The sequence below is a fragment of the Arthrobacter sp. BE255 genome, from assembly GCF_031457335.1.
GTDB lineage: Bacteria > Actinomycetota > Actinomycetes > Actinomycetales > Micrococcaceae > Arthrobacter.
The window spans coordinates 22,309-48,300 of the sequence record NZ_JAVDWK010000014.1 but is presented as its reverse complement, the minus strand read 5'-3'; the positions used below and the strand labels follow the sequence as shown (position 1 = coordinate 48,300).

Annotated in this window: 22 protein-coding genes; 7 read left to right on the top strand and 15 right to left on the bottom strand. The window is 66.4% G+C overall.

Translation table 11 applies throughout. The annotated features are described in order from the left end of the window. Nucleotides 1-72: 72 nt before the first annotated feature. Nucleotides 73-1,518 carry an amino acid permease gene (locus tag J2X42_RS20005; protein WP_310167655.1) on the top strand — a complete coding sequence of 482 codons (1,446 nt, stop codon included), beginning with the start codon at nt 73-75 and terminating at the stop codon, nt 1,516-1,518. Here the strand turns inward: J2X42_RS20005 and J2X42_RS20000 are convergent. Then, nucleotides 1,504-2,508, bottom strand: a complete 1,005-nt coding sequence (locus tag J2X42_RS20000; protein WP_310167654.1) for a CU044_5270 family protein — start codon at nt 2,506-2,508, stop codon at nt 1,504-1,506. The genes J2X42_RS20005 and J2X42_RS20000 overlap by 15 nt on opposite strands. Next, on the bottom strand, nt 2,505-3,116 hold the full coding sequence (locus J2X42_RS19995; protein ID WP_310167653.1) for an RNA polymerase sigma factor: 612 nt from the start codon (nt 3,114-3,116) through the stop codon (nt 2,505-2,507). Before J2X42_RS19995 ends, J2X42_RS20000 begins: the two co-directional genes overlap by 4 nt. 166 nt (nt 3,117-3,282) lie before the next feature. On the opposite strand from J2X42_RS19995, the gene J2X42_RS19990 reads away from it, so the two are divergent. Next, nucleotides 3,283-4,047: an IclR family transcriptional regulator C-terminal domain-containing protein gene (locus J2X42_RS19990; RefSeq protein WP_310167651.1), complete on the top strand. Its 765-nt coding sequence runs from the start codon at nt 3,283-3,285 to the stop codon at nt 4,045-4,047. 67 nt (nt 4,048-4,114) lie between these two features. On the opposite strand, the gene J2X42_RS19985 is transcribed toward J2X42_RS19990, so the two are convergent. From J2X42_RS19985 to J2X42_RS19975, 3 genes are all read right to left on the bottom strand, one after another. Next, complete coding sequence (locus tag J2X42_RS19985; protein WP_310167650.1) at nt 4,115-4,507, bottom strand: hypothetical protein; 393 nt, start codon at nt 4,505-4,507, stop codon at nt 4,115-4,117. 149 nt (nt 4,508-4,656) lie between these two features. Next, nucleotides 4,657-4,884 carry a hypothetical protein gene (locus J2X42_RS19980; protein WP_310167648.1) on the bottom strand — a complete coding sequence of 76 codons (228 nt, stop codon included), beginning with the start codon at nt 4,882-4,884 and terminating at the stop codon, nt 4,657-4,659. A 25-nt stretch (nt 4,885-4,909) separates the two neighbouring features. Beyond that, nucleotides 4,910-5,698, bottom strand: a complete 789-nt coding sequence (locus tag J2X42_RS19975) for an IclR family transcriptional regulator (protein WP_310167646.1) — start codon at nt 5,696-5,698, stop codon at nt 4,910-4,912. Between the two features lie 125 nt (nt 5,699-5,823). Between J2X42_RS19975 and mmuM the strand changes: the two genes are divergently transcribed. Further along, the gene (gene mmuM / locus J2X42_RS19970; protein WP_310167645.1) at nt 5,824-6,780 is read left to right on the top strand and encodes a homocysteine S-methyltransferase; all 957 of its coding nucleotides are present in this window, start codon (nt 5,824-5,826) and stop codon (nt 6,778-6,780) included. Between the two features lie 197 nt (nt 6,781-6,977). Here mmuM and J2X42_RS19965 read toward each other — a convergent pair whose 3' ends face one another. Continuing rightward, a complete protein-coding gene (locus J2X42_RS19965) occupies nt 6,978-7,532 on the bottom strand; it encodes a hypothetical protein (protein ID WP_310167644.1) in 555 nt (184 codons plus the stop codon). 173 nt (nt 7,533-7,705) lie between these two features. Here J2X42_RS19965 and J2X42_RS19960 point away from each other — a divergent pair, with 173 nt between their 5' ends. Next, nucleotides 7,706-9,442, top strand: a complete 1,737-nt coding sequence (locus J2X42_RS19960) for an alpha/beta fold hydrolase (RefSeq protein ID WP_310167643.1) — start codon at nt 7,706-7,708, stop codon at nt 9,440-9,442. Between the two features lie 10 nt (nt 9,443-9,452). Here J2X42_RS19960 and J2X42_RS19955 read toward each other — a convergent pair whose 3' ends face one another. Then, the gene (locus J2X42_RS19955; RefSeq protein ID WP_310167642.1) at nt 9,453-10,082 is read right to left on the bottom strand and encodes an FMN-binding negative transcriptional regulator; all 630 of its coding nucleotides are present in this window, start codon (nt 10,080-10,082) and stop codon (nt 9,453-9,455) included. A gap of 3 nt (nt 10,083-10,085) precedes the next feature. Next, nucleotides 10,086-11,063 carry a DMT family transporter gene (locus tag J2X42_RS19950; protein WP_310167641.1) on the bottom strand — a complete coding sequence of 326 codons (978 nt, stop codon included), beginning with the start codon at nt 11,061-11,063 and terminating at the stop codon, nt 10,086-10,088. Between J2X42_RS19950 and J2X42_RS19945 the strand changes: the two genes are divergently transcribed. Further along, entirely contained in the window at nt 11,062-12,474 is a 1,413-nt protein-coding gene (locus J2X42_RS19945; RefSeq protein WP_310167640.1) for a PLP-dependent aminotransferase family protein, read from the top strand. The genes J2X42_RS19950 and J2X42_RS19945 overlap by 2 nt on opposite strands. 11 nt (nt 12,475-12,485) lie before the next feature. On the opposite strand, the gene J2X42_RS19940 is transcribed toward J2X42_RS19945, so the two are convergent. Continuing rightward, on the bottom strand, nt 12,486-13,010 hold the full coding sequence (locus J2X42_RS19940) for a hypothetical protein (RefSeq protein WP_310167639.1): 525 nt from the start codon (nt 13,008-13,010) through the stop codon (nt 12,486-12,488). Between the two features lie 250 nt (nt 13,011-13,260). Between J2X42_RS19940 and J2X42_RS19935 the strand changes: the two genes are divergently transcribed. After that, nucleotides 13,261-16,242: a BTAD domain-containing putative transcriptional regulator gene (locus J2X42_RS19935; RefSeq protein WP_310167638.1), complete on the top strand. Its 2,982-nt coding sequence runs from the start codon at nt 13,261-13,263 to the stop codon at nt 16,240-16,242. A 19-nt stretch (nt 16,243-16,261) separates the two neighbouring features. Here J2X42_RS19935 and J2X42_RS19930 read toward each other — a convergent pair whose 3' ends face one another. After that, nucleotides 16,262-16,813 carry a dihydrofolate reductase family protein gene (locus tag J2X42_RS19930; protein WP_310167637.1) on the bottom strand — a complete coding sequence of 184 codons (552 nt, stop codon included), beginning with the start codon at nt 16,811-16,813 and terminating at the stop codon, nt 16,262-16,264. Nucleotides 16,814-17,011: 198 nt separating this feature from the next. On the opposite strand from J2X42_RS19930, the gene J2X42_RS19925 reads away from it, so the two are divergent. Then, nucleotides 17,012-17,494: a hypothetical protein gene (locus J2X42_RS19925; protein ID WP_310167636.1), complete on the top strand. Its 483-nt coding sequence runs from the start codon at nt 17,012-17,014 to the stop codon at nt 17,492-17,494. A 22-nt stretch (nt 17,495-17,516) separates the two neighbouring features. On the opposite strand, the gene J2X42_RS19920 is transcribed toward J2X42_RS19925, so the two are convergent. The 5 genes from J2X42_RS19920 to J2X42_RS19900 form a co-directional block, all read right to left on the bottom strand. Beyond that, nucleotides 17,517-18,425: a diguanylate cyclase domain-containing protein gene (locus tag J2X42_RS19920; RefSeq protein WP_310167635.1), complete on the bottom strand. Its 909-nt coding sequence runs from the start codon at nt 18,423-18,425 to the stop codon at nt 17,517-17,519. Next, on the bottom strand, nt 18,422-21,826 hold the full coding sequence (locus J2X42_RS19915) for a response regulator (protein WP_310167634.1): 3,405 nt from the start codon (nt 21,824-21,826) through the stop codon (nt 18,422-18,424). Before J2X42_RS19915 ends, J2X42_RS19920 begins: the two co-directional genes overlap by 4 nt. A gap of 102 nt (nt 21,827-21,928) precedes the next feature. Then, a complete protein-coding gene (locus J2X42_RS19910; RefSeq protein ID WP_310167633.1) occupies nt 21,929-23,254 on the bottom strand; it encodes an MBL fold metallo-hydrolase in 1,326 nt (441 codons plus the stop codon). Between the two features lie 60 nt (nt 23,255-23,314). Then, nucleotides 23,315-25,387 (bottom strand): EAL domain-containing protein, encoded by a 2,073-nt coding sequence (locus J2X42_RS19905; RefSeq protein WP_310167770.1) that lies wholly within the window; start codon nt 25,385-25,387, stop codon nt 23,315-23,317. Nucleotides 25,388-25,675: 288 nt separating this feature from the next. Next, nucleotides 25,676-25,942 (bottom strand): GlsB/YeaQ/YmgE family stress response membrane protein, encoded by a 267-nt coding sequence (locus J2X42_RS19900; protein WP_310167632.1) that lies wholly within the window; start codon nt 25,940-25,942, stop codon nt 25,676-25,678. Nucleotides 25,943-25,992 lie beyond the last annotated feature (50 nt).

The window sequence follows — 25,992 nt, the reverse complement described above, 5'->3', positions numbered from 1 at the left end:
TGACCCCGGGACGGGACAGGGGAGTGCGCCCATTTGCCGCACACCTGCTGAACACCCCTCCTGGAGACGCCCGTGGAATCCCCCTCACCCCTGACGCTCGACGCGACGCCCTCCGGGCCTGCGCCGGCCCCACCCGGGCTCCGGAGATCCATGGGCTCCCGGCACCTGGTGATGATCGCGATGGGCGGCGTCATCGGATCCGGCCTGTTCCTCAGCTCGGGCTACACCATTTCCCAGGCCGGTCCGCTCGGCGCGGTGCTCGCCTACCTGGTGGGCGCCTTTGTGGTGTACCTGGTCATGGCATGCCTGGGCGAGCTGGCCATCGCCTATCCGGTGTCCGGAGCCTTCCACATCTACGCCGCCCGCTCCATCGGACCCGCCACCGGCTTCGCCACCGCGTGGCTGTACTGGCTGTGCTGGGCGGTGGCGATCGGCTCCGAGTTCACCGCGTCCGGGCTGCTGATGCAGCGCTGGTTCCCGGACGTTGACGTGTGGGTCTGGTGCCTGGTTTTCGCTGCCGTGCTGTTCGGCTTCAACGCGGTGTCAGCCAAGTTTTTCGGTGAGTCCGAATTCTGGTTCGCCATCATCAAGGTGGGTGCCATCATCGGCCTGATCGTCCTTGGCGGCGCGGCGCTGTTCGGCTTCCGTCCGCTCAGCGACGGCGGCAGCCACCCGTTCCTCTTCGAGAACTTCAACACGGCGGACGGGCTCTTCCCCAACGGCTTCACCGGCGTTCTGGTCACCGTACTCGCCGTGTTCTACGCCTTCTCCGGTTCGGAACTGATCGGCGTCGCGGCAGGCGAGACCAAGGACCCCGCCACGGCCATCCCCAAGGCCATGCGCACCACGGTGATCCGGCTGCTGATCTTCTTCGTCGGCGCCATTGCCGTCATCGCCGCCACCATCCCGTATACCGAGGTGGGACTGGACGAGAGCCCGTTCGTCACGGTCTTCTCCGCCGTCGGGATCCCGTTCGCCGCCGACATCATGAACTTTGTCATCATCACGGCCCTGCTCTCCGCCGGCAACAGCGGGCTCTTCTCCTGCGCCAGGATGCTCTACTCCCTGGCCGACGAGGGCCACGCGCCCCAGGCCTTCCGGCGGCTCACCCGCCGCGGCATCCCGCTGATCGCCCTGTCGGTGAGCATGGTGGGCGGCATCGCGTCCCTCATCAGCAGCGTGGTGGCCCCGGAAACGGTGTACCTGGTGCTGGTGTCCGTGGCCGGTTTCGCCGTGGTGGGCGTGTGGATGTCCATCACCGCCTCGCACTATTTCCATCGCCGCGCTTTCGTGCGGAACGGCGGCGATGTTGGCGCCCTTGCCTACAGGGCCCCGCTGTTCCCGCTGGTGCCCATCCTGGCGTTCACCATGTGCGTCATCTCGCTGGTGGGCATCGCCCTGGACCCCAACCAGGTGGCCGCCCTCTACTTCGGCATCCCGTTCGTTGCCGCCTGCTACGCCTACTTCTACGTCCGGCATGGCCGCAAAGCACCGGTCGGCCCCTCATTGGGGAGCTGAGTCAACGACCCGGTAGTCGATGGCCGTGTGGCCGGTCACTTCATTGGAGCCGAAGCCGAAGGCTGCGTAGGTCATGATGGTCCGTTCGCCGATGACCAGCCCGGTCGTGGGGTCGATGATCATTTCTGCCCTCTGTCCGGCCCGCAGGGGTTCCGTCCGTCCGATCGCTATTCCCACCTTGCCGTCGAAATTGGCCTGCTCGCTGGCGGTGACCCCGGGGATCAGGGCCAGCGCGTCATAGAGGCCCGCGCGCAGGTCTGCCGGAATGAGTCCCACCCTCAGGATGTCGGTGATGCGGACGAAGTTGTTCTCATCCCGTGAGGCCGATCCGCCCTGGTAGCCGGCGTTGAAGTGGTCATACAACGCCTGCCCGTCCCTGGGCAGGGCAGCCAGCTCATCGTCGGTCAGGGTCCAGGGGCCGCCATAGAAGTATCCGTCCTTCGCCCGGATGACCTCAATTTCCATGGGCACGGGATGGCCGTCGCCCCAGTCGCGCCTGAGGACCCAGTCCTCGGTGGGGTTGCCCGGACGGTAAACGTCGATGGTCTGGACGTTCATGCTGTGTGTCATTTTTCCGGCCTGGTCGACGCCCGAGACGGACCAGTTGGCGTGCGTGCTGACCAGCAGGTACTGCCCCGGCCCTGGGACGGGATCAACGAAGGTCATGGACTGGTCGGCTGCCGCCCGCAGGACCCCCGCTGCGTGCGCGCTTTGGGCGGTGATGCTGATTTGGCCGACAACCAGCGCACCGACGACGGCTGCCGCTGCGGTGATCAGGATCCGCCGGGTTGGACTGGGGCGGCGGACCGGCGGGGAGACCTCCAGCGCGGCGTGGGCATCTGCGGGCAGCACGCTTTGGCGGAGCTGGCTGGCCACTGTTTTGCCGGGCCGGTACCGGCCCGGGTCCTCTGCGCCTGGAAGGGTGGGCAGTTCGACGAGCTGCTGGCGCAGGGCGTCACGCCTGTCGGACTGGAACTGGGAGGTGTTCATGGTGTTCTCCGTCCAAGAATTGCCTGGGCATCAGGCTCATGTTCCTGCACCATCTGGCTGTAAAGGGTCCCCAGCCGGGACTTTGCCCGGTGCAGCCGTGACTTCACGGTTCCGTCCGCGATGCCCAGGGCGGCCCCGGCCGCTCTGGCTCCCAGGCCCTCGATGATGCACAGGGTCAGGACGTCCCGCTCCGGTGGCCGTAGCCGGCTGAAGGCTTCCCTCAGCGCAGTAGTTTTGAAGCTGGATTCGTCGGCATCGGCGATGCCTTCGGCGATGTCGGATTCATCCGCCGGTGGCGGGAGCTGGCTGAGGAAATGCCGGTAGCGGCGCTGCTGGCGGACGTGGTTACGCAGGGTGTTGTTGGTGGTGACCAGGAGCCAGGGAAGGATTGAATCATTCACCATGCGGATGTTGGCCCGCCGTCGCCAGGCTTCGTAGAAGACCACGGCAGTGACGTCCTCAGCCACGTGGGGCTGGCCCAGCACTCTTTGTGCGTGACGCCAGACCCTGTCATGGTGGCGGTCAAAAAGGACGCCAAACGCATCGCCGTCACCGTTGACTATCTGGCCCCACAACGTCTCGTCCGAGACACCCGATTGATCGCCCATACCCCATAGTGTCCGGTCACCGGCGCCGGTTCCATGATTGGGGGACTGTTTTTGAGCACCGGCCCCGTCAGGTCACAGGCTTGAACGTTGGCTGGTTACAAAGAATAACCCGTCAGGAGTCCCCGTGGAAGAATGGGGCGAGCACCGGCAGTGAGGGGTAATACGCGTGGATTCGTCCGCTGAGGCGTCATCATTGGCGCAGGGCCTCCGGATTGTCCGGCTGGTGGTTGACCGCGAAAAACGCGGGCGGCAGCTGCTGGGCGTTTCCCAGCTGGCCGCGGAGCTGGACATGGACCAGAGCCGTGTATCCAGGCTGACGCAGGAACTGTGTGAGCTGGGCCTGCTGGAGCGGGTGGACCGGGGCCCGTTCCGGACCGGGCACCGGTACTTCGGCCTTGCCGCCTCCCTCAACACGGGCTGGGTGCGCGAAGCCAAACCCGAACTTGAGTCCCTGGTTTCCGCCCTGGGGCTGCGGGCCAGGCTCTCTGTCCGGGACGGCTACCGGGCCATCCTGCTGCGCGCCTCCAGCAATGACGCCGGCCTGGGCAGCTTTGTTGCGCCGGGCATGGTCACACCGGTGTGGTGCACCGGCGCTGGCAGGGCCTTGCTCTGGGACCACGACCAGTCCGCCCTCGACCAGCTGCTGCGCGAGGTGAACTTCATTGGGGTGGGCGGCCCGGGCGCCGCGCACTCCGTCGATGAGGTCAGGGAGCTGATGGTCCGCGACGCTGGCAGCGGCCATATCACCTGCGATGGGGAATTTGAGCACGACATCGTGGAGCTGGCCGTCCCCGTCCGGGATGCCGGCGGCAACATCCTGGCCGCAGTCAGCGTGCTGGGACGCCGGGCCGAAGTGGGCGATGACACCGCGCGTATTGCCGCTGTCCTGCGCGTCGCCGCGGACCGGCTCGGCACCCAGACCGCCAGCTGAGCCCGGCCGCCCACGCCAAGCGGCAGGCGCACGCCGCGGTGGTCACTCAGGCACGCCGGCGAGGTCGTCAGCGCCCAGCGGGGAGCTGGTAGATCGCCACGTGGATCTTTCCCGAGTCTTTCGGCGGGATGACTACCCGGAATGCCGGCCCCCGTCCGGAGTCTGTGTCTTTGGAACACAGGGTGGAACCTGGCTCAATCCCGACGCCGCGCAGCACCTTCGCGTCCTGGGCAACGATCTCCGCATTGGGAGCCACCATCGAACCCGCCGACACACAGATGGACTTCATCTCCTCAGTGTCGGCCGTGAAACTCGTCAGGGAAGCACCGGCAAAAGGCTCAAGCGGAGTCTGGTCCACCGCAATGCCGTCGGCACTCGCCGGAAGGCTTAGGTCCAGCGGTGCAAAAAGCGAAGCCGCCAGGCTGCTTGCGTCGCCGGGGGCAGGGGAATCCATGGTCATGTCAGGTCCTGTCGTCGTAGTGCCGGAGGCTTCCAAACGGGTGTCTGCCGGTGTCGTGCCTCCCGGCCGCGCGACACCGGGGGTGGCGCATCCGGCCAGCAAGATGCCGGTCACGGCCAGGGCCGCCGTCGCCATTCCTTTGCGCGCCGTCACTTGACACGTCCGGAGCTGTGGTGAGTTGAAGATTCGCCTGTCATGTTGTAATTCTGCGCGATCCCTACTTCGTTAAGGCGTCCAAGCTGCTTATCGGTGATGTTTACCGGCCCAATATCCGTGGACTTGGTGCCATCCCAGTTGTAGCGGTCGCGGTAACTGACGGTGGTTTCCGTGCTGTAGCTCCACTCGCCGCCCGGCGTTTTTGGCGGGTACACCGTCACCTGCCCTGTGCAGCCCAGCAGGCCGCTAATCCTGCAGCGGCAGGCTGCTGTCCGGGCGCTGATAGCCAAGCCTGGCCTCAAGCCAACGGCCCTGCTCCAGCAGGGCCGCGGCGCACTCGGCCCGGCGCGGCTCCAGGCGGGACCTGGTGCCCACGATCTGCAGTGCCGCCGCCACGTCGCCCTTGAAATCCCGGACGGGGACGGCCAGCGAGTAGAGCCCCGGCTCCGCTTCCTGGTCCACCACTGAGTAACCCCGCGCCCGTGCGGCGGCCAGCCGCCCGAGGAAATCGCCGACGTCGGACGGGGTATTGGGGCCGTGCCGCACAAAGTCGACGGCGGCGAACACGGTGCGCACTTCGGCGTCCGACGATTCCCACAGCACAGCCTGGCCGGCGTCGCTGCAGTACGCGGGGTAGGGCCGGCCCAGCCAGGAGCCCACCAGGTTGCTGCTGGCCGGAACGCTTTCGCCGATGGTCACGGTGCTCTCGCCGTGCAGCACGCCCAGGAAGCACCCCTCGTCGGTGTCGCGGGCCAGCCGGTCCAGCGCCACGGCGCCGTCTGAGTGCAGCCTCTGGGCCGTCAGTTGCTGGGCGTCGGTCAGGACGGACCAGTCCAGGGTGTAGGTGCGCTCGCCGGTCCGGCCGAGGAATCCCTCCTGCTCACCGGTGCGGAGGTTGCGTGAGACCTGGCTGCGGTCTTTGCCGAGGTCCGCGGCGATCCCTGCCACGGTGCCGCCCGGAAGTCCTGCCCCATGCCGTGCACCCAGTGCCAGGATAGCCAGCATGCCGCGGCCCATGCTGGAGGTTTTCGACATAGGCGAGAGTCTAGTGGAGCAGCCGGAATCCAGGGCGGTCACAGTTCGCCATGCTCGTTAAAGGCATTTCAAATTGCCTATGATGAATGAAGCCCTTCCCGCCGCCGAATCCCGGAGTGCCTGCCATGCCCCGCAACACCACGCTGTCCCGCCTGTTGGATGCCGGAGCGCACCTGACCGCGGACGGCGCCCTGGCCACCGAACTTGAGGCGCGCGGCTGCAGCCTGGATGACCCGCTATGGTCGGCGAAGGTCCTGCTGGAGCAGCCGCAGCTGATCCGCGACGTGCACCGGGACTATTTCGACGCCGGCGCCAACGTGGCCACCACGGCCAGCTACCAGGCCACGCCTCTGGGGTTCGCGCAGCGTGGACTTTCCGAGGAAGCGGCACTGGACCTGGTCAGGCTCTCGGTCAGGCTGGCGGACGACGCACGGCGCGGACACCTTGACCGGCACCCGCAGGCGGGCCCGCTGCTGATCGCCGGGTCGGTGGGCCCCTACGGCGCCTACCTCGCCGACGGCTCGGAGTATCGCGGGGACTACGTCCTGGACGCGGAGGCCTTCAAGGATTTCCACCGGCCCCGCATCGGCGCCCTGGTGGAGGCGGGCGCGGACTTCCTGGCCTGCGAGACGCTGCCGTCCTTCGCCGAAGCAGAGGCGCTGCTGGCACTGACCGCGGAGTTCGACGTCGAATCCTGGTTCTCCTTCTCGCTGCGGGACGGCGCGCACATCAGCGACGGCACCCCGTTGGCCTCGGTGGCGGAGCTCTGCGGGGCGGAGCCGCGGGTGATGGCCGTAGGAGTGAACTGCGTGCCGCTGCACCTGGTTTCCCCGGCTTTGGCAGCCCTGGGCGGGGCGGGTTCAAAGCCGCTGGTCACGTATCCGAACTCCGGCGAAAACTACGACGCCGCCACGAAGACCTGGACGCCCGCAGGCAACGCCGGTACACCGGTCACCCAGCCCGCCGGCCTCGCGGCCGGAGCCGATATTTGGCGGGAGCTCGGTGCCCGCATCGTCGGAGGCTGCTGCCGCACGACGCCCCGGGACATCGCCGCACTGGCTGCGTCGACCCGGGTTTCGTAGTTCGGTTCATTTGAGGACGCAGTGCCTCATATAAGCATTAAAGGCGCCAGAGCTCTCCCACCTTGCCGCCGACATGGTGTCTTGCATTGCATCCAGGTATCCCTCTACCTGTGTCATCGAGGCCGAGGACAACCCATTGAGGTTCACAAATAAGTTGAACTCACCCAGGGCGTAGCCCGCGTCCCCGATGCGCCGATTCAGTTCGTCCAGGAGTTCCCGGTCTGGGTTCGGGATCTTCGTGAAGTTTTGGCCGCTGATGCCGCTTCTGCTTCATCTTCGGGCGACATCATGTCTGAGAAGGATGAGCAGAGAGCATCCTTCAACAGTGCGGATTCTCGCTGCTTCATCTGAGCGGCAAATTCTGGGGTGACTTGTCGGCGAAGAGAGCCTTGCACGAGGACCACAGCGTCCTCACTAATGTTCTCTGCGATTTCATCGGAGACCCCAATCATCGACGCAAGTTCCTTCAGCAGCATGCTCCGTTGTTTGGCCGCGTCGAGGATTCGCTGCTCTTCGGCAGACATATTTGTTGTGGGGGATTTGGCGATGAGGTCGTCGAGTTTCTTGGCCGCCCCGTTGAGGCTGACTGGCGGCTCCAGATGAGTAGCGAGTTGAACAGTTTCGTCGGTGCCCTTTCCAAGATTCGCGAAAGCAGCACGAATAGCACCGCACGCTGTGACTGACATCAGCAGGAATGAAACAAGGAACACGACGCCAGTAATTCGCATGGGCGCCATTCGATTTTGCTCCATTGCTGCTCCTAGCGGAAACCCGATGGCTTCTCGGTATAGCAAGGGCAGTCCCGAGTGTCAACCAGAAAAATGCAAGCCAGAGAATTGCCACCCTATTTCGCCTCTAGACACTGACTTCGCAGAGGCATACGGTCAGGTCCACAAGACAAATATCCGTTGCCTGGAGCTGCAGAATGAACGATAACGATCAATCCGCCCCGATCAAAAAGACAGGAATGGTTGTCTATGTGCCTAGTCTCCAGTGGGATCCTGAAGAAAGTCATGACTTTCTTCAACGCCTAAAGGCGGACGAGTACTTTTTCGGGTGGCAGTTTCGGGTGTATGAGCACGGTATCGGCTATTTCAGTAAAGAAACGCCGCGGGAGGCTGCTGAAGGTCTGGCAGTTCAAATCCGCGATTGGTCCGGTGAAGTTGCGGGCGAGAACTTTCCCGAAGAGATAATCCTGATTGGACATAGCCTGGGCGGGCTTCTGGTTCGAGAGGCACTGTTGCAGGATGCAGAGGACGCTGCTCACAGGTTCATTCCGGAGCCAAGAACGCCTTGGACAAGCCGCGTTTCCAGAGTCGTCCTCATCGCCAGCCCTAACGCGGGATATGAGATCCGCCGAATGAATCGCCGTCTCAGATGGGGCGTGCGTCTGGCTTCCTTATTTGGCGACTACATGTTCGAGCAGTTGGAAGAAGGGTCGGAGTACATTACGGACCTGCGCTTGAGGTGGTTTGAATACATGATGAGTGCGGGAAACCCCGGGGATGGCGGGGCCGCAGTTCTCCCCGACATCGTTCAAGTCCTGGGTACAAACGACGAGCTCATATCCGAGGACAACATCCTGGACGCGAAATTCATACTCCAGGCTGCCACCGTCAAGATTAGTAACGCCGGCCACGACGATATCGTCGACTTGCGCCAAGCTGCCGACGCGGATGTGCGGTACGGGAATCTGCGGCAGGCAATCTGCGGAAACGTCCCTGGGATGGGTACCAGAGTGTCGGAAAGTCAGGATCCGGTCGTCTTCATCGTTCACGGAATCCGCTCATCCAAGACAGAGGGTTGGATAAGTAGGCTTGAGGGATTTATCCGCACACCGGCGAACCCCGACGTGGAACCTCTTGTTGACGAAGCCGATCTCGACTGGGTAGCAGCAAGCGTGATTGCACCGACATATGGGTACTTCGGAGCGGGAAACTTCGCATTGCCTTGGATCCGGCGAAGGAATGCGCGGAGGTTGCTGCGCTGGTATGGGGACAACTTCGTTACTCATGATCCGAACAGGATGTTCTTCGTTGGACATAGCAACGGTACATACATGCTTGGCCGAAGCCTATTGAATGTGCCGAGTATGCGTTTCCGGAGAATCTATTTGGCCGCTTCTGTCTTACCCAAAGATTTTCCGTGGCGCGACATAGTCTCAAGGCAGCAACTCGGACATTTTTCCACTGCAACGAGCATGTGGAAAAACGGCAACATCCATTGCGACCGCGGTAGACGTGACGTTCCCGTTGGCTGGCTGTGCTCCATGCTCAACGGTCTTGGAAGCCAGGACATAGGTACAGGGGGATTCGACGGATTCGATGATTTGGCCTCCAATTCCATCGAGCACAGATACCCCGGTGGCCACGGGCATATGCTGGCGCCGAAAGTTGAGAGGGCACGCAGAAGCGAAGCCCTGAGCACTCGAATGCGCGAGATTGCCGATTTCATCAGGGTGGATGCCTCGCATGATTCCCCTGCAACGGAGGAAGCGCCGATCTTTAGCAGGGTCAGCCGTATCCTTGGCAAGGTCACCAAGACCGGCGCGCTCGTTCTGGCAGGTCTCATCGTCATAGCCGTCATTGCAGGGGCATCCTGGTACTTCATCGCCGCTGGCGCCGTGATTTACGTCGGAGTCTTTGTGGCCAACCAGTTGTAGCGACTCCTGCCTAGGGCCGTGCCGGACGGGCCCGCTCGACGTCGGCAGCGCTCTCCGACTGCCCCCTCGCGCTGAGACCCTCAATCACGCCGTCGATGTCGGCGTCGGGCCTGTTCTGGCTCAGCTTGGCCTTCGCCTCGATCCGGGTGATGACCAGTTCGATCCCAACGATCGCGCGCAGCTGGCCGGAGATGTAGCGGTCGGGTGCATCGTCCACGCTCCACGGATGCTCAAAGCCTGCCTCGTTGACGCCGGTGAGGCGCCGGACCTGGCCTTCGAGCCAGGCCGGATCGTCGTGGACCACCAGGTTGCCGTAAACGTGCGCCGTGGAGTAGTTCCACGTGGGCACCACGCGTCCGTGCTCGGCCTTGGAGGCGTACCAGGACGGGGAAATGTAGGCGTCAGCACCCTGGATGATCATCAGTGCTTCCCCGGCCGCCGGCTCGGACCACTGCGGGTTGTTCCGGGCCACATGTGCCAGCAGCGCGCCGTGTTCACCCACCGAGGGGTCGTAGACAAATGGCAGGAGCGTGGCCAGCAGGCCCTGCGATGTCATGGTGACCAGGTTGGCCGCGCCGGGCCGGGTGAGCAGTTCCCGGACGGCGTCGGGGCCGGCGTCAAAATGGGCTGGGGTGTACATGGACTAATCCTTTGCAGGTTCGAGATGCGTTGTGGCGTGGACGGCGGCGGGTTGGACGGGCGCTGGCCTGAGCCGGACCCGGACGGCTGCGCCCGCGCAGAGGATGACGGCCAGGCCGCCGACCACAGTGGACCAGGTCAGTTCCTCGCCCAGCAGCAGCCCCGCCCAGCAGATGGTCAGCACCGGCTGGACGAGCTGGATCTGGCTGACCTGGGCCATGGGGCCGATGGCCAGGCCGCGGTACCAGGCGAAGAAGCCCAGGAACATGCTGACCACGCCGAGGTACGCAAAGGCCAGCCACTGGACAGGGGTGGCCGAGGGCGGCTGCTGCGCGACGGAGACTGCAGTCAGCACCACCATCAGCGGCGACGCGAGCACGAGCGCCCAGGACACCGTCTGCCAGGAGCCGAGTTCGCGCGCCAGCAGTCCGCCTTCCGCGTAGCCGACAGCGGCGGCCACCACGGCGCCGAGAAGCAGCACATCAGCCCAATGCAGCTGTCCGAAGCCGCCGGACTGCAGGGAGGCGAAGCCGATGGCGGCCATGGCGCCCGCGCCGGTGATCAGCCAGAACGCCAGCGGCGGACGTTCCCGTCCGCGGAGGACCGCCGCTGTCGCTGTTGCGGCCGGGAGCAGGGCGATCACCACGGCTCCGTGGCTGGCCGGCGTAGTGGTGAGTGCGAAGGAGGTCAGCAAAGGAAATCCGACGACGACGCCGGCGGCCACCACTGCCAGGCGCGCCCACTGCACGCCGCGGGGGAGCCGTTGCCTGGTCAGTGCGAGGGCGAACGCAGCGAGGAGGGCGGCCACCACCGCGCGGCCGGAGCCGATAAACAGCGGGGACAGGCCAGCGATGGCGGCCTTCGTGAACGGAACCGTGAAGGAGAACGCCGCTACTCCGGCAAGGCCCCACCAGAGCCCACTGGGCTGGCGCGACGGTACCACTGGCCGAATAAGTGTAGTAGCGCTACTATTGTCTCTCATGAACAACGATAGCAGTTCGCGGATTGTGGCGCACCTGAAGGCCTGGATCTCTTCGGCCGCGCCCGGCGCGAAGCTGCCGTCCACCCGGTCGCTCGTGGCCGAGTACACGGCAAGTCCCGTCACCGTTCAGAAAGCCCTGCAGACACTGACGGCCCAGGGGCTGATCGAGAGCCGGCCCGGTGTCGGGACGTTCGTGCGCGCCGTCCGGACTGCTCGCCCGTCCGACTACGGCTGGCAGACGGCGGCCCTCCGGTCCCCGCTGGCGCCGCTGCCCCCGGCCTCCAGCACCATGCGTTACGTGGCGAACGATGCCATCTCCTTCCACTCTGGCTACCCGGACCGCGAGCTCCTGCCGGAGCGGCTGGTCCGCGCCGCCCTCACCCGCGCGGCCCGCGGCGACGCCGCGCTGTCCCGTCCGCCCGCGGCAGGCCTGCCGGAGCTGCAGTCGTGGTTCGCGCACGAGCTCGGAGCTTCGACGCCGGCCGGCACCACCCCGCCGAACCCGAGTGACGTCGTCGTACTCCCCGGCAGCCAAAGCGGGCTGAGCTCCATCTTCAGCGCGCTCGCGGGACGGGGCCAGCCGCTGCTGATGGAATCGCCCACTTACTGGGGTGCCATCCTGGCAGCGGCGCAGGCGGGCGTGCGGGTTGTCCCGGTGCCCAGCGGGCCGGACGGGCCGGACCCGGCGGAGCTGGCCCGCGCCTTTGACGAAACGGGGGCGCGGCTCTTCTATGCCCAGCCCAACTACGCCAACCCCACCGGGGCCCAGTGGACGGCCGAACGGCGCGAACAGGTCCTGGACGTGGTGCGCGCGAAGGGTGCGTTCCTTGTGGAGGACGACTGGGCGCACGACTTCGGCATCACCTCCACCCCCGTGCCTGTCGCCTCCCGTGACGACTCCGGCCACGTGGTCTACCTGCGGTCGCTGACGAAGAGTGTGTCGCCGTCGATCCGCGTCGCCGCGGTGATCGCCCGCGGTCCGGCGCGGGAGCGCATCCTTGCGGACCGGGCTGCCGAATCGATGTACGTCAGCGGGCTGCTGCAGGCGGCAGCGCTCGACGTCGTCACGCAGCCCGGGTGGCAGACCCACCTCCGCAGCCTCCGCCACCAGCTCGAATCCCGGCGCGACCTGCTGGTCACCAGCCTGCGCCGGCACGCCCCGCAGGCGCACATCGGGCAGGTGCCCAAGGGCGGCCTGAACCTGTGGGCGCGGCTGCCCGACGGGACCGACCTGGAGAAGCTGACCCGCGACTGCGAAAACGCGGGGGTGATCATCGCCGGCGGCAACGAATGGTTCCCAGCCGAACCGGCAGGCCCCTTCATCCGGCTCAACTACTCGGGCACGAATCCGGGCGCCTTCCCGGAAGGCGCCCGGATCATCGGCCAGTGCATTGAGCGGAACGGGGCCTAGGAATTGGCGCGTCAGGATGCCAATGCTGCGCACACGTCGATCGACGGGCCGGACGTGCTCACGAGAGTGAAAACGCCGTCTGTTCCAATGGTGTAGACGATCTTGCCGGTGTAGTGGGTTGTTGACGGCCCTGCAGGCACGTCACTTGGAAACATGATGAGGCCGTTGTGTCCTGTTGCTGTCACGGTCTGAGAGCCATCGGGGTTGTAAACAGTTTCCGTGACTGATCCGTCGGTCCTGATGGTGATGGACTCGCCTGCAACCGGCTTCTTGGCTTTGGTTCCGTAGTTCGTATAGGTGTTGACCGTGCCCTTGCCGGCAGAAAGGAGACGAACCTTGTTGCCATTCTTGTCGAAAAACTCTTTGGTGTGCGTGATGGTGCCTGTCCATGACCATTCGAGGTTGAAGTCGGCACAGCCCTGCCCAATCGGGAGAAAATATGATCCGTCGGCCAGCGCCGGCTGCGCCGGTGCAACGAGAGCTGCTGCTGCCAGGGCGGACAGCGCGAAACCGCGGGTAATGCTGGTGGTTTTCATGGGATTTCCTTTCGAACGTTTTCGGATTGGTTTTCCCAGACTGGACCTGTGGACTTAATTGGTCCTTAATCGCTCCCAGGACACTGGACCGTCCGCCTCCTGCGGGAGCATGATGGGGTTGATGTGGCCGGAATTTCCAGGCCGCATCGTGTGTCGGGGCGGGCGCTATGGGGTCGCTGGTCGATGAGCTCCGCGGGACGGGTTTTTGTCAGACCCGGGACTGCGGCCGGTCGGTGAGGGGTGCTTGGCGATGGGCGCACTGTGGATCAGGACCCTGGGCCCGCTGCAGGTCGTCGCCGACGGCGCGCCGGTCGGCATGGGCAGCGGGAAGCTTCGGATCGTCCTGGCGTGCCTGGCACTGCGTGCAAACTCCGTGGTCGGCACCGATTTCCTGGCCGAAGCCGTCTGGGATGGCCACCCGCCAGCGCAGCCTGGCCCGCAGCTGCAGGTCTATGTGGCTAACCTGAGGCGCCTGCTCGACCCTCACCGCTCCAAACGAGTAGCGTCCCAACGGCTCGCAAGCCGGCCGGGCGGGTACGTGCTGATTGCCACCGCCGATGAACTCGACCTCCTGCAATTCAGGGAACACGTCGCCGCCGGTGAGCTGGCCGTGCAGGCGGGGAATCTGGAGGGTGGCGCCGACTCCCTGCGCCAGGCCGTGGAGCTCTTCCAGGGGCCCGCCTTTCCGGACCTTGCCGACGTCGAGCTCTTGGGCCCGGACCTGGACGGGCTGGACGAAGCCCGGCTGGACGCGTACCAGGACCTTTTCGACGTCGAGCTCGCGCTGGGGAGGCACAGCGCCTTGATGGGGGAGCTGCAGCGGCTGGTGCAGGAGCATCCTTACCGGGAACGTCTGTGGGCCGCACTCGTACTCGCCCTGTACCGCTCCGACCGGCAGGCCGATGCCCTGGCGGCGTGCCGGGAAGCGCGGCGCATCTTCGCGGCTGACCTTGGTATTGATCCCGGTGCACGCCTGCGGGAGTTGGAAACGCTGGTACTGCGCCAGGACGCATCCCTCGCGGCCCCCGCCGCAGACGGGCACCGCAGGATCAGGCCAAGGCTGGACAACTTGCCGGCTGAACTCACCCCGCTGGTTGGACGGGACGCCGAGCTGGGGGAGGTGTGTTCGCTCTACCGCTCGGAAGGCTGCAGGCTGGTGACCGTCACCGGTCCGGGCGGGACCGGAAAGACCCGGCTGGCGTTGGCGGCGGCAGCGGAGCTCGGCGAGCGGATGGCCGACGGCGTGAGCTGGGTTAACCTGGCCCCGCTCACCCGGTCGCAGCAAGTTGCCGGTGCCATCGCCGCCACCCTCGGCCTGGAGGACTGGGGGACCGAAGATCCCCTGAAGATTGCGTCGCGCTTCCTGCGCACGCGGCGGCTCCTGCTGGTCCTGGACAACTTCGAACACCTGGAGGAGGCCTGGCCGGTGGTGCTGGATATGCTCACCGCCGCCCCCGACCTCAGGATCCTCACCACCAGCCGGAGGCGCCTCGGGCTGCGCGCCGAGTACGAATACGGGCTCGCGCCGCTGGCCCTGCCGCCACTGGACCCGCCCCTGCCTCCGCGCCGGCTGCGGGAGGTACCTGCCGTAAAACTGTTCGTCACCCGGGGACGGGCGGTCCGTCCGCATTTCGACGTCGATTCAGGCAACGCTGCCGTGATCACCCGGCTGTGCCACCGACTGGACGGCCTTCCGCTGGCCATCGAACTGGCAGCTGCCCAGCTGCGGAACATCAGCGAGGCCTCGCTCCTGGACGACCTTGAGCTCAGCCTGGCTTCCTTGCCGGAGGCCTTCCGCGACCTCCCGGACCGCCAACGGACGCTGACCGCGACGATAGCCTGGAGTTACGAGTTGCTGGGCCAGGACGAGCGGCTGCTTTTTGACCAGCTCGGTGTCTTCGCTGCTGATCCTACTGTGGCGGCCGTGGGCGCGATTTGCGGCCGGATGGCCGGCGCGCCGCCGGACTCGGACGGAGTTCAGCCCGAAGCGTTGCTGTCCGCGCTCGCACGCCACAGCCTGCTCCGGCGGTACAGCGATCGTCCAGGAAGCAGCAGGGTTTCGATGCTGCACTCGATCCGCGAGTTTACCCGTGACAGGCTCTGCCTGCTCGAGGACCCGGCCGCGGTCCGGCGCAGGCATGCCCAGTACTATCTCGGTCTCGCTGAGAGGCTGGGTCCCCAGCTGTGGGGGCACGGCCAGCTGGAGGCCTTCAGGCTGCTGCACGCGGACGCGCCGGACTTGCGGGCCGCGCTGTTATGGGCAGCGGGACCGGGCGGCGCCACCGACGTTGCGCTGCAGCTGGTGGGGCAACTCTGGCACTACTGGGAGCTCACCGGGGACGTTGCTGAGCAGTGCGGGACCGCCGTGTCGCTGCTGGACGGAATCCGGGACGCGGCGCCTGCGCTCCTTGCACCGGCGCTAAGCGGAACAGCCACGTTGTGCTGGACTGTGGGGAGGTACGACCAAGCAGCCGGCTTACACCGCCGGGCACTGCATGCGTTCGGGCAGGCCGGAAACAACCGGGGTGCCGCATGGACAACCATGTGCCTTGCCGTCCAGGCGGCACAGAGTGACGAAATTGGTACTGCCGAGAGGCTGGCTTCAGAGGCATTGTTGATGACCGGCGCCAGCCACCGCACGCGGGTGGCTGCGCTGATTGTGCTGTCCCGGCTCGCTTTCTACGCCGGAGACCATGCCCGGGCGCTGGACCTGTCCAAGGAGTGTGCCGACCTCACCCGACCCCTGGGAGACCGCTGGCTTCTCGGAAACACCCTGGTCAACCTTGCCGAAAGCCGGGAACAAGCGGGCGACTACGACGCTGCCGAGCATTTGCTCTACGAGGCCCTGGGCGCGTTGCTTGAACTCGGTGCGAACGGAAACATCGTCGCTATCCTTGAATCCATCGCTGGCGTCTACGCTGCGCAGCACCGCGTCGAAAGAGCCATTCGCTTGCTGGGAACCACTGACGCCTACCGGATGGACCGGGGGCTTCCGCTCTACCCGGCAGAACAGCGCCGCGTCGATTCGGTCATCACCAGGGCGCGTACGGAGGCCGGGCTCATCCGTTTTGGCATCGCCTGGGCAGCCGGGAAGGCTATAACACTGACCCAGGCAGCCAACGAAGTACTCCGAGGCCGGAACGGAAGGAGCAGGACGGTGCACGAGGCAGGCCAGTCAAGGAATTCTGCGCCGATCTCACCGGAAAGTGTCCTGGACCCGGCGCCGTGGTGAACAGCCCGGTTTCCCCGCGCTATTCGCCCAACAGGCTGTAGGTGCTGATGACGTTGCCCTTGGCCGTCTTGTACTGGTCCTTCAGGCTGAGGCGGGTGACGGGGTCGCCGTCCTCGAACAGCCGCCTGCCGCTGCCGGCCACCACCGGGTGGGTCATGAGGGTGAGCTCATCCAGCAGCCCGGCGAACAGCAGCTGGCGCGTCACGGAGATGCTGCCCATCACGGCGATCTCGCCGCCGTCGCCATTTTTTAACTCCGCCACGAAGTCCTCCAGCGAACCGTCGATGAGGCGCGAGTTCTGCCACTCGAGCGGCTCGGTCAGCGTCCGCGAGGCCACAAACTTCTCCACAGGGTTGATGAAGCCGGCGAAGTCGTCGTCCACGGATGCCGTAGGCCAGTAGCCCGCCCATTCCTGGTAGCTCACCCGGCCCAGGATCACAGTGTCCACGCGCTCCATCATCCCGGTCATGCCTTTTCCGAGGTCCTCGTCGAAGCTGTCGAACTGCCAGAGGAACGGATCGGCCACCACGCCGTCAACGGAGTGGAACAGGCCGGCAGTGACTTTGCGCATGGGGAACCTCCAAGGTCAGGGGCAGTTGCCACCCACGCTATTCGGTTGGTCCGCGGCAGGGAAGAGGGCGCGTTTGATCACCCGGAAGTTAGGTTCGTCACCACCGCCTGCGTGTTGCCGAAATCCGCGGCCCGGCAGCCCCATACTGGTGTTGATGCGGCGTGTCACCGCAGCCCCCGGCCAGGCAGGAGGAAGTGCATGGAAACCCTGAAGAAGATCGTGAAGAACCAGTATTTTCCTGCTGCCGCGGTGCTGGCGGCAGTGGTGCTGTTCTGGGTCATCGCCATGTTCGGCGGGCTCTCGCTGCTGAACAACAACCAGCCGCCCATGGCCACCCTGACCTGGCTGCTCTTTGTTTACGCGGCCGCGGTCCTGACGCCGCTGGCCGGTGTTGTCGCCGCCGTCAACCTGGTCCGCCGCTGGCAGCGAAACCGCCAGTACGCGCAAGCGCTTGCAGAGACTGGCGTGACAGACGGGGCTGAGCCGGCGGAAGAGGCTACTTTGCCGGAACAGCAGGAGCCGGTGGTGAAGAGGCCAGTCGCGGCGGAGACGCCCGTTGAGCCCGCAGCCGTGACTGAACCCGTTCCCGAGCCCGCACCGGTAGAGCGCCAGCAGAGCCGCCCCGCGTCTCAGCCGCTCAAGAAGCCTGCCCCGGCCAAGCAGCGCAAAAAAGCCGCGTAGCCGGCCCCGGAAGCGCCAACCGTTACAGCGCCAGCTCCACCCTGTTCCGTCCGGCTGCCTTGGCCGCATAGAGCGCCGCATCCGCCTCGCCCAGGAGGGTCTCGGCGTCGGCCCTGTGGTCCGCGCTGAAGGCGGCAATCCCGGCGCTCAGCGTCAACTGCCCCATAGGGTCCCCGGCATGCACAATCTCCAGGTCCCGCACACAGACCAGCGCCCGTTCCATAAAGGCCTTCGCACCCAGCTGCGACTGGTTCGGCAGGACCAGCAGGAACTCCTCGCCGCCGTACCGGTACACGCCGTCGCTGTTCCGGGCCGCGCCCACCAGGGCTGCCGCAACTGCCCGCAGCGCGAGGTCGCCCGCCTGGTGCCCGTAGATGTCGTTATAGCTCTTGAAGTTGTCGACGTCGCACATGGCCACGCAGTATTCCTCGGCGTAGCGCTGGCTGCGGGCGTGCAGCTGTTCGAGGTCCTCGGACAGCTTCAGCCGGTTGTTCAGGCCCGTGAGCGGATCGGTCCGCGCCTGCTGTGACAGCACCTTCCGGTAATGCGCGAGGTCGGCGTGCAGCGTGGTTACCCGCAGAGCCACCAGCATCCGCGCGTGCAGGACAAAAGGGTCCAGCGGCTTGGTGACGTAGTCATCGGCGCCCGCCTCGAGCCCGGCGAGTACGTCGTCCCGCGAGCCCTGCGACGTCAGCAGCACAATATATGTGTACAGGTCCGCCCCGCGCGCCCGGATGGCCCGGCACAGCGCCAGCCCGTCCATCCCGGGCATCATCCAGTCAGTCACCACCACGTCCGGCTGGTGCTCCAGATACAGCGCCCAGGCCTCGTCGCCGTCTGCCGCCGTCAGGCAGTCGTGCCCGGAACGCTCGACGGCGGCCCTGGCAACCAGGAGCGAGCCCGGATCGTCATCCGCCACCAGGACTTTCACTGCGCCACCTCCAGTGCGAGATCGAGTTCAAAGTTCACCTTCACGAGCTCGGCCTCCAGCTGGCTGACCAGCTGCGGGCCGCCGTCGTGCTTTCCGCTGCGGCCCATGACTTCCAGTTCGCCGCACAGGGTGGCGACGGCGGTGGCGCCGATGTTGGCGGCCGCGCCTTTCAGTGCGTGTGCGGCCTGCGCCAGGGCAGCCCCGCCGCCGTTGTGCACCGACTCCCGCAGCACGGCGAGCCGGGCGGGGAGGTCCTTCCGGAACGCCTCGGCGGCTGCCGGCAGCAGGCCGAAGCCGTCCTCGGGGCCAAGGTCGCGCAGCATGGCCAGCCGGTCCGGATCCACCGACGGCGGTCGGCCGCCGGTGATGGCCAGCAGCTGGGGAGCCTGCTCGGGTACCCAGCGGGCCAGGGCGGCCTCCAGCTCCGCGGCGTCGACCGGCTTGGAGAGGTAGTCGTCCATGCCCGCGGCGAGGCAGCGTTCGCGGTCGCCGTCCAGGGCGCCGGCGGTCATCGCGATGATGGGCAGGCGGCTGTGCTTGCCGTCGCGTCGCCTGATGACGCGGGTGGCCTCGAATCCGTCCATCACGGGCATGTGGCAGTCCATCAGGACGGCGGCGTACTGGCTGCGGGCGGTGGCAGCCACCGCCTCGGCGCCGTCGGCCACGACGTCCACTGCGAAGCCGAACTTGGTCACCGTTGCGCGGGCCACCAGCTGGTTCACCTCATTGTCCTCCACCACCAGGATGCGGCCGCGCGACGGCCCCTCTGGCGTGGTGGCCGGTCCGGCTGCGGGGGCAGCTGCCGGCGAAGGTGTGGCTGGCGCAGCGGTAGCGGTGGCATGGTCGCGGGTGGACATCATGCGTACCAGGCGGTTGTAGAACTCGGAGCTGCGGACGGGCTTCATCAGCCATTCGCGGACCCCGGCGCCGGCGATCTCGGCCGCGTTGACCTGCATGGTGGAGGTGAGCATGATCAGCTCGATGTCCGCCAGCCCGGCGTCGGCCCTGATTTCGCGGGCCAGTGCCAGGCCGTCGGTGTCCGGCATGCAGAGGTCCAGGACGGCGAGGTCGAACGGCTCCCCGGCGGCTGCTGCCTCGCGTGCCCGGGCCAGGGCGGCCTTGGCGTCGGGAACCGCCTCCGGCTGCAGCTTCCAGCCACGCAGCTGCGATTCCAGGACCAGCCGGTTGGTGGCGTTGTCGTCCACCACCAGGACCCGGAGTCCGGCGAGGAAGCCGGCCGCGGGAACAGGATCGGTCGACGGCGGCGCCACCGGCAGCGGGATCCGGAACCAGAAGGTGCTGCCTTCCTCCAGGACGCTGTCGAGCCCGATCTCGCCGTCCATCGCCTCTGTGAGCCGGCGGCAGATGGCCAGGCCCAGGCCGGTACCGCCATAGCGCCGGGTGGTGGAGGCGTCCGCCTGGGAGAACGATTCGAACAGCCGCGCATGGTCGGCCGGATCGATGCCGATGCCGGTATCACGGACTTCGAAGTAGACCATGGCCGTGGCGCCGGGCTGGGCGTCGGGGGTCTCAACTTTCACCTGGATGGACACCTCGCCGGCGGCCGTGAACTTCACGGCGTTGGAGGCGAGGTTGAGCAGGATCTGGCGGATGCGTCCGGAATCGCCGTGGAGCCTGGCCGGGACGGCGGGCTCGCAGTACGCGATCAGCTCGAGGTTCTTGACCTGCGCGGGTTCGGTCAGCAGGCCGGCCACTTCCTCCACGAGCGCGCGGGGGTCGAAGGGGCGGACGTCGAGATCCACCTTGCCGGCCTCCAGCTTGGAGAAGTCCAGGATGTCGTTGATGAGGGACAGCAGCGCCTCACCCGCTCCCTTGACGCCCTGCGCATACTGCTGCTGTGTCTCGTCCAGGGGCGTCTCGAGCAGCAGCGCAGTCAGCCCCACCACGCCGTTCATGGGAGTGCGGATCTCGTGGCTCATGGTGGCCAGGAACTCGGACTTGAGCCTGCTGGATTCAAGTGCAGCTTCCCGGGCGGCCTTCAGTTCCTGCTCGGCGGCCCGGCGCAGGGTAATGTCCCTGGCGATGGTGGCCAACCCGCTGAGCCGGCCGGTATCGTCCCGGATGGGGGAGACAGTCATGGACACGGGAATGACGGTGCCGTCCTTGGACAGGTGCTCCATCTCGAAGCTCATCGCCTTGCCGCCGGCGCGGAGGTTGTCGAATATCTCGGCGGCAGCGGCGGTACCGTCCGGCGGCAGCAGGAACCGCGCGTCGCGGCCGAGCGCTTCCTCGGCCGAGTAGCCGTACTGCAGTTCGGCCCCGGGGTTCCAGCTGGTGATGATGCCCTCCGGCGTGGTGCTCAGGATGGCGTCGGAGGAGGAGTTGACGATCGCGCCGAGTCCCTCGAGCTCTGCCGTCCGGGCAGCCACTTCCTGCTCCAGCCCGGTGGTGAGGGTGAGGTTCTCGATGATGATCAGGACCTGGCGGACCAGGATGAGTGCCACAGTGACCCTGGCCACCACCAGCAGGAAGGCGCTCATCTCGCTGACGTGCGGCTGGGCGATCATCATGACGGCAATCAGGATCGGCGCGTACGGGAGCAGTTCCAGGGCCAGCGCAAAAGCCTTGCGGTCCGGCCGCGGGTTCTCCGCGTAGGGGAGCAGCGGTGCCAGCGCAATCAGGAGGAAAGCGCCGATCCAGCCCAGGGCGAGGGGGGATCCTGTGACGCCCGTGACGCCTTCGAATGTCAGCCTCACGTAGGTGCTGTCCGTGATGGTGAGGACCAGCAGGCCGCCACCGAAACACAGCCACGGCAGCCGCTCGCCGGGCTGCCGCCGCATCCCCAGGACCAGTATCAGGGACGTGATGACCACGTCCACTACGGGGTAGCCCATGCTGGCGAGCCGGGTCAGGAGGTCGCCTTCGGCGCTGAACGCCGGGCCCAGTGCGGTGTACCAGCTGACCACCAGGACTGCGCCGGCTATCACTGCCGCGTCCAGGACTGTCCGGGCCAGCCCCACGCGGGTGGTGCCGCCCGGCCGCCGGAAACTGAACAGCGCCACCGCCGCCGGCACCGAATACGACAGGAACAGGACGTCCGCCAAGGACGGGAACGGATACACGTGGTCGTTGGCGAGGCCGTAGTACGTCCAGACGAGCTGGCCGGCCGCCCAGACATAGGCGGCCATTGACATCAGTGTCCAGGCCCGGGCGTTGACGCCGCCACGGCGAGCGGCGGCGGCGCAACTGCGGCCTGCCAGGATGGCAGCGAGGAGGATGGACAAATCACCCGTGACCAGCGCAGCGGGAGTGCCGTTGTTAGCAGCAAAATACAGCCCAAGAACGGCCAGCACCACAGCACCAAGAGCGATCAGCCACACCAGCGTGGCCGTGCGCGTGCCTGTGGCGGGACGTTGCTCCAGGAGACCTGTCTGAGACACGCGGATCCCTCCCCATAGGTGCGCCCGTTACCCATAAAAACGTGAGACCTGGGCCCGCCCGAGACCTGGGCGGAGACGCATCCCTATGATATCCCTCACAGCTCAAGAAGGGCCGTATCTCGCGTCCACATGGACCACGTCCCTGCCGGCGCGCTGCAGCAGGCTGGCGGCCACCCCGGAGCGGTATCCGGTGGCGCAGTGCACCCACACGGTGCCGGCCGGAATCTCGGCCATCCGCCCGAGCAGCTCATGCAGCGGGATGTTCACCGCCCCGGCGACGTGGCCGGCGTCGTACTCGTCGGTCCGCCGCACATCCAGCACTACGTCGCCTGCGCCGCGGCCGTGCAGCAGCCCGTTCCAGTCCACGCGCGGATAATGCGCGACGGCGGTGCCCGGCGCCAGTGCCGACGGCTCGGTTCCGAGGGCCGCGTCGGGGGAGTCGATGCCGATCCGGGACAGATCGCGGATGGCCTTTTCGACGTCGTCGCGGGCTCCCACCAGGGTCAGCTGCCGGTTCCACGGCAGGACCCAGCCCAGGTAGGCGGTGAAGCTGGAGCCGCGGCCGTACTCGAAGCTGACCGACCCTTGCAGGTGGCTGCTGGCGAACGCCACGCGGTTGCGCAGGTCCACCACCCACTCGCCGTTTGCCAGCCGGTGGCTGAGTTCGGCCGGATCCAGCGATTCCGGCACCGCGAGGTCTGCGGGGACCGGGCCCGTCCGGTTGGCCGGGGCCATGTGCGCGTAGTAGGACGGATAGGCGGTCAGGTTGGTGATGAGCTCCCGCACAAAGTGGTCCTCGTCCGGATCCGTGAAGGCGTGGTTGGTGCCCTGCTGCTCGGCGATGGTGGAAGCATGGACGCCCGACGCCGGCCCGGACGAACAGAACGAGCCGAACCCGTGGGTGGGGTACAGGGCGGCGTCCGGCGTTGCCTCGGCGGCCAGGCGCCGGACCGAGGAGTACTGCGCGTGCGTGAGTTTTTCGGTGTCCTCGTCGCTGACCAGGTCCGTCCGCCCCACCGACCCGTACAGCAGGCTGCCGCCGGAGAACACCGCCTGGTCCACGCCGTCCGTCACCACGTAGCTGAGGTGGTGGTGCGTGTGGCCCGGCGTGGCCACCGCCTTCAGGGTGAGCCGGCCCACCCGGACGGTGTCGCCGTCGGCTATTTCCACGCGGTCAAACTCGACGGCGTCTGCCCCGTTCACGAGGTAGGCGGCGCCGTGGGCGCGGGCCAGGATCAGCCCGCCGGTGAGGTAGTCGTTGTGCAGATGGGTTTCAGCAACGTGGGTGATCGTGACGCCGGCCTCAGCCGCCACGGCCTCCACCCGGTCCGTGTCCCGCTGCGGATCGATGACCAAAGCCACCTGCCCGTCGTGGACCAGGTAGCTGCGGTCCCCGAGCGGCCGGGTTTCGATGACAACGACGTCCATGGGACCATTCTCCTCGCATAGGGGCTCGTCTGGCCGTGTCCTGGCGGCGACGCCGCCGCGTCAGCCCGGGCGGCCGTTAAGCGCGTCGATCGCCTGCTCCGCCTGCCGCACGGCAAGCTCCAGCCGGCTCCCCGTTTCCGGGAGCGAGAACAGGTAACCCTGCAGGGAATCGCACTCCAGCGCCGTCAGGTAGTCCGCCTGTGTGGCCGTTTCCACGCCCTCGGCAGTGACTGTCAGGCCCAGGCTGTGCGCCATGTTGATCATGGAACTGAGGATCGGCAGCCGCTCCTCACCGGTCCGCACCATGGACACAAATGTCCGGTCGATCTTGACGGTGTCCACGGGGAGCTCCTGGAGCCGGCCCAGCGAGGAATAGCCGGTGCCGAAGTCATCCAGCGCCACCCGGACGCCGGCCTCGCGCAGGCTGCTGAGCTGGTTGATCAAGCTGCCGTCGGCGTCGAAAAATACACTCTCGGTGACTTCCAGGACCAGCTGGTAGGCGCCGACGCCGCTGGCTTCGGTGAGGCCAAGCACGCCGGCGGCAAAGTTGGTGTCCTGCAGCTGCACGCCGGAGACGTTGACTGCGAGCGACCGCGACGGGTCTTCACCCAGCCATGGCGCCAGCTGCACGAGGCTGAGCGCCATCACTTCCTCGCCGATCTCGCTGATCAGTCCGCTGTGCTCAGCAAGCGGGATAAAGACCGAGGGCGGGACGCGCACGCCACCGCGGTCCCACCGGGCCAGCGCCTCGACCTGCACCACTTTCCCCATCCGCGGCGACACGATGGGCTGGAACACTACCGAGATCTCACCCCGGGGAACAGCCAGCTGGAGCCCGGCTTCCATGTCCGTGCGCTGCACCAGGGCCGCCATCATTTGCGGATGGAACCGCAGGAAGCGGTTTTTGCCCGCGGCCTTGGCCGCGTACATGGCAATGTCGGCCTGACGCAGCAGCTCGGACGGACTGATGGCGTCCGCACCGGCCGAGGCCATTCCCAGGCTCAGGCTGGGCCTCAGCACCGTGCCGTTGATGGTGACCGGCACGTGCAGGCACCTGACGATGCACGCCGCAATCTCATCGGGGTTGGGGCAGGCTGTCAGCAAAACCACAAACTCGTCCCCGCCCAGCCTCGCCACCACATCCGCGGTGGGGACGCAGCCGCGGAGCCGGCGCGCCACTTCAACCAGCATGTCGTCGCCGGCCTGGTGGCCCAGGATGTCGTTCACTTCCTTGAAGTCGTCCAGGTCAACGAGCAAGACGTCCACCGTCTTGAGGCGGGGCTCGCTCAGCGCCGCTGCCAGGCCGTCTTTGAAGACTGCCCGGTTGGCAAGCCCGGTCAGGTGGTCCTGGAAAGCCAGGGCCCGGAGCTGTTCGGCCTGGGCGGCGAGGTCCAGCATGGCCTGCTGCGCCTGCTCCTGCGCCTTCCGTCGGGGGGTGACGTCGCGGAAGCTCCATACCCGGCCCACGATCTTTTCGCCCACCCGCCGGGGCCTCGAATAGCGTTCAAAGGTCCGGCCGTCCTTGAAGTCCAGCACATCGTGGCTTTCTGATTCGGGGCTTTCTTCCACTTCGGTGAGCCGTGCGACAAAGGCCTCCGGATCCTCAACCTGGGAGATGATCAGCCTCATGACAGGCTCTTCGCTGTCGCCTTCCAGGAGCTCGGGCGGAATGCCCCACATCTTCAGGAACTGGTCATTGAACCCCGCAACGCTGCCGTCCGAGCTGATCACCAGGATGCCGTCCGCCGTGGATTCCAGCGTTGCCGTCAGCAGCGACATGGCCTCGCGCAGGTCTGCGTCCGCGGCCTTCCGGTGCGACGTGCTGCGGATGGACACCAGCAGCTGGGCTCCGTCGGGAGATTCCAGCAAGGCGCCGGCCATCTCGGCGGCGAACTCGGTGCCGTCGCTGTGGACTCCGTACACTTCACGCGGCAGGATCGGCTCCAGGTTTCTGAGGTGCCGGAAGATCTGCTCGATTTCGTTCCGGAAGCCCTCAGACAGCAGGTCCCGGTGGTCACTGCCGACCAGTTCGTCGGCTGCCACGCCGAACAGCCGGGATGCGGCGGCGTTGGCGATCCGTATTCGGCCGTCTTCGGCAATCGCGAGCAGCGCATCCGGGCTCGCCTCGAACATGGCGTTGCTGGCCGCTGATTGGCCGGTGAAAGTGGGGAGAGTGCCTGGGTTGGAAGTCTCCGCCGCGGCAGCGTCATCGCCAAAAGCTTCTGCCGACAAGTCCCCGCTGTGCCGTCCTGAACCCGCCATGACGCGATCACCCCCCACGCACATCATAAAGTGCGAATCCGGGATATCAATGCGGCGGGTGGAATCGGTTTCCGGTGGAGGAGCAAAGTGCCGGGCACAGAGAAAAGGCGCCGTTCCCCTTTTGCGGGGGACGGCGCCTTTCGTAGTTGCTGGTGATTGTTAGACGCGGCTGCCGCGCTTGGCGACCATGCCGTAGACCAGCAGGACAATGATGGAACCCAGGATGGCAAGCAGCCAGGTCCTGAGGTCGAAGAATTCAGCCAGTCCGCCGCCGAAGATCAGGGAGCCGATCCAGCCGCCCAGGATTGCGCCGACGACGCCCAGGACGAGGGTGACGAGCCAGCCTCCTCCTTGCCTGCCGGGCAGGATTGCCTTGGCAATCGCTCCAGCTATCAGGCCCAAAATGAGAAATCCAAGAATTCCCATGATCACACTTCCTTTTCGATAAGTGGTGCCGATGCCTCACCCCGTCATCC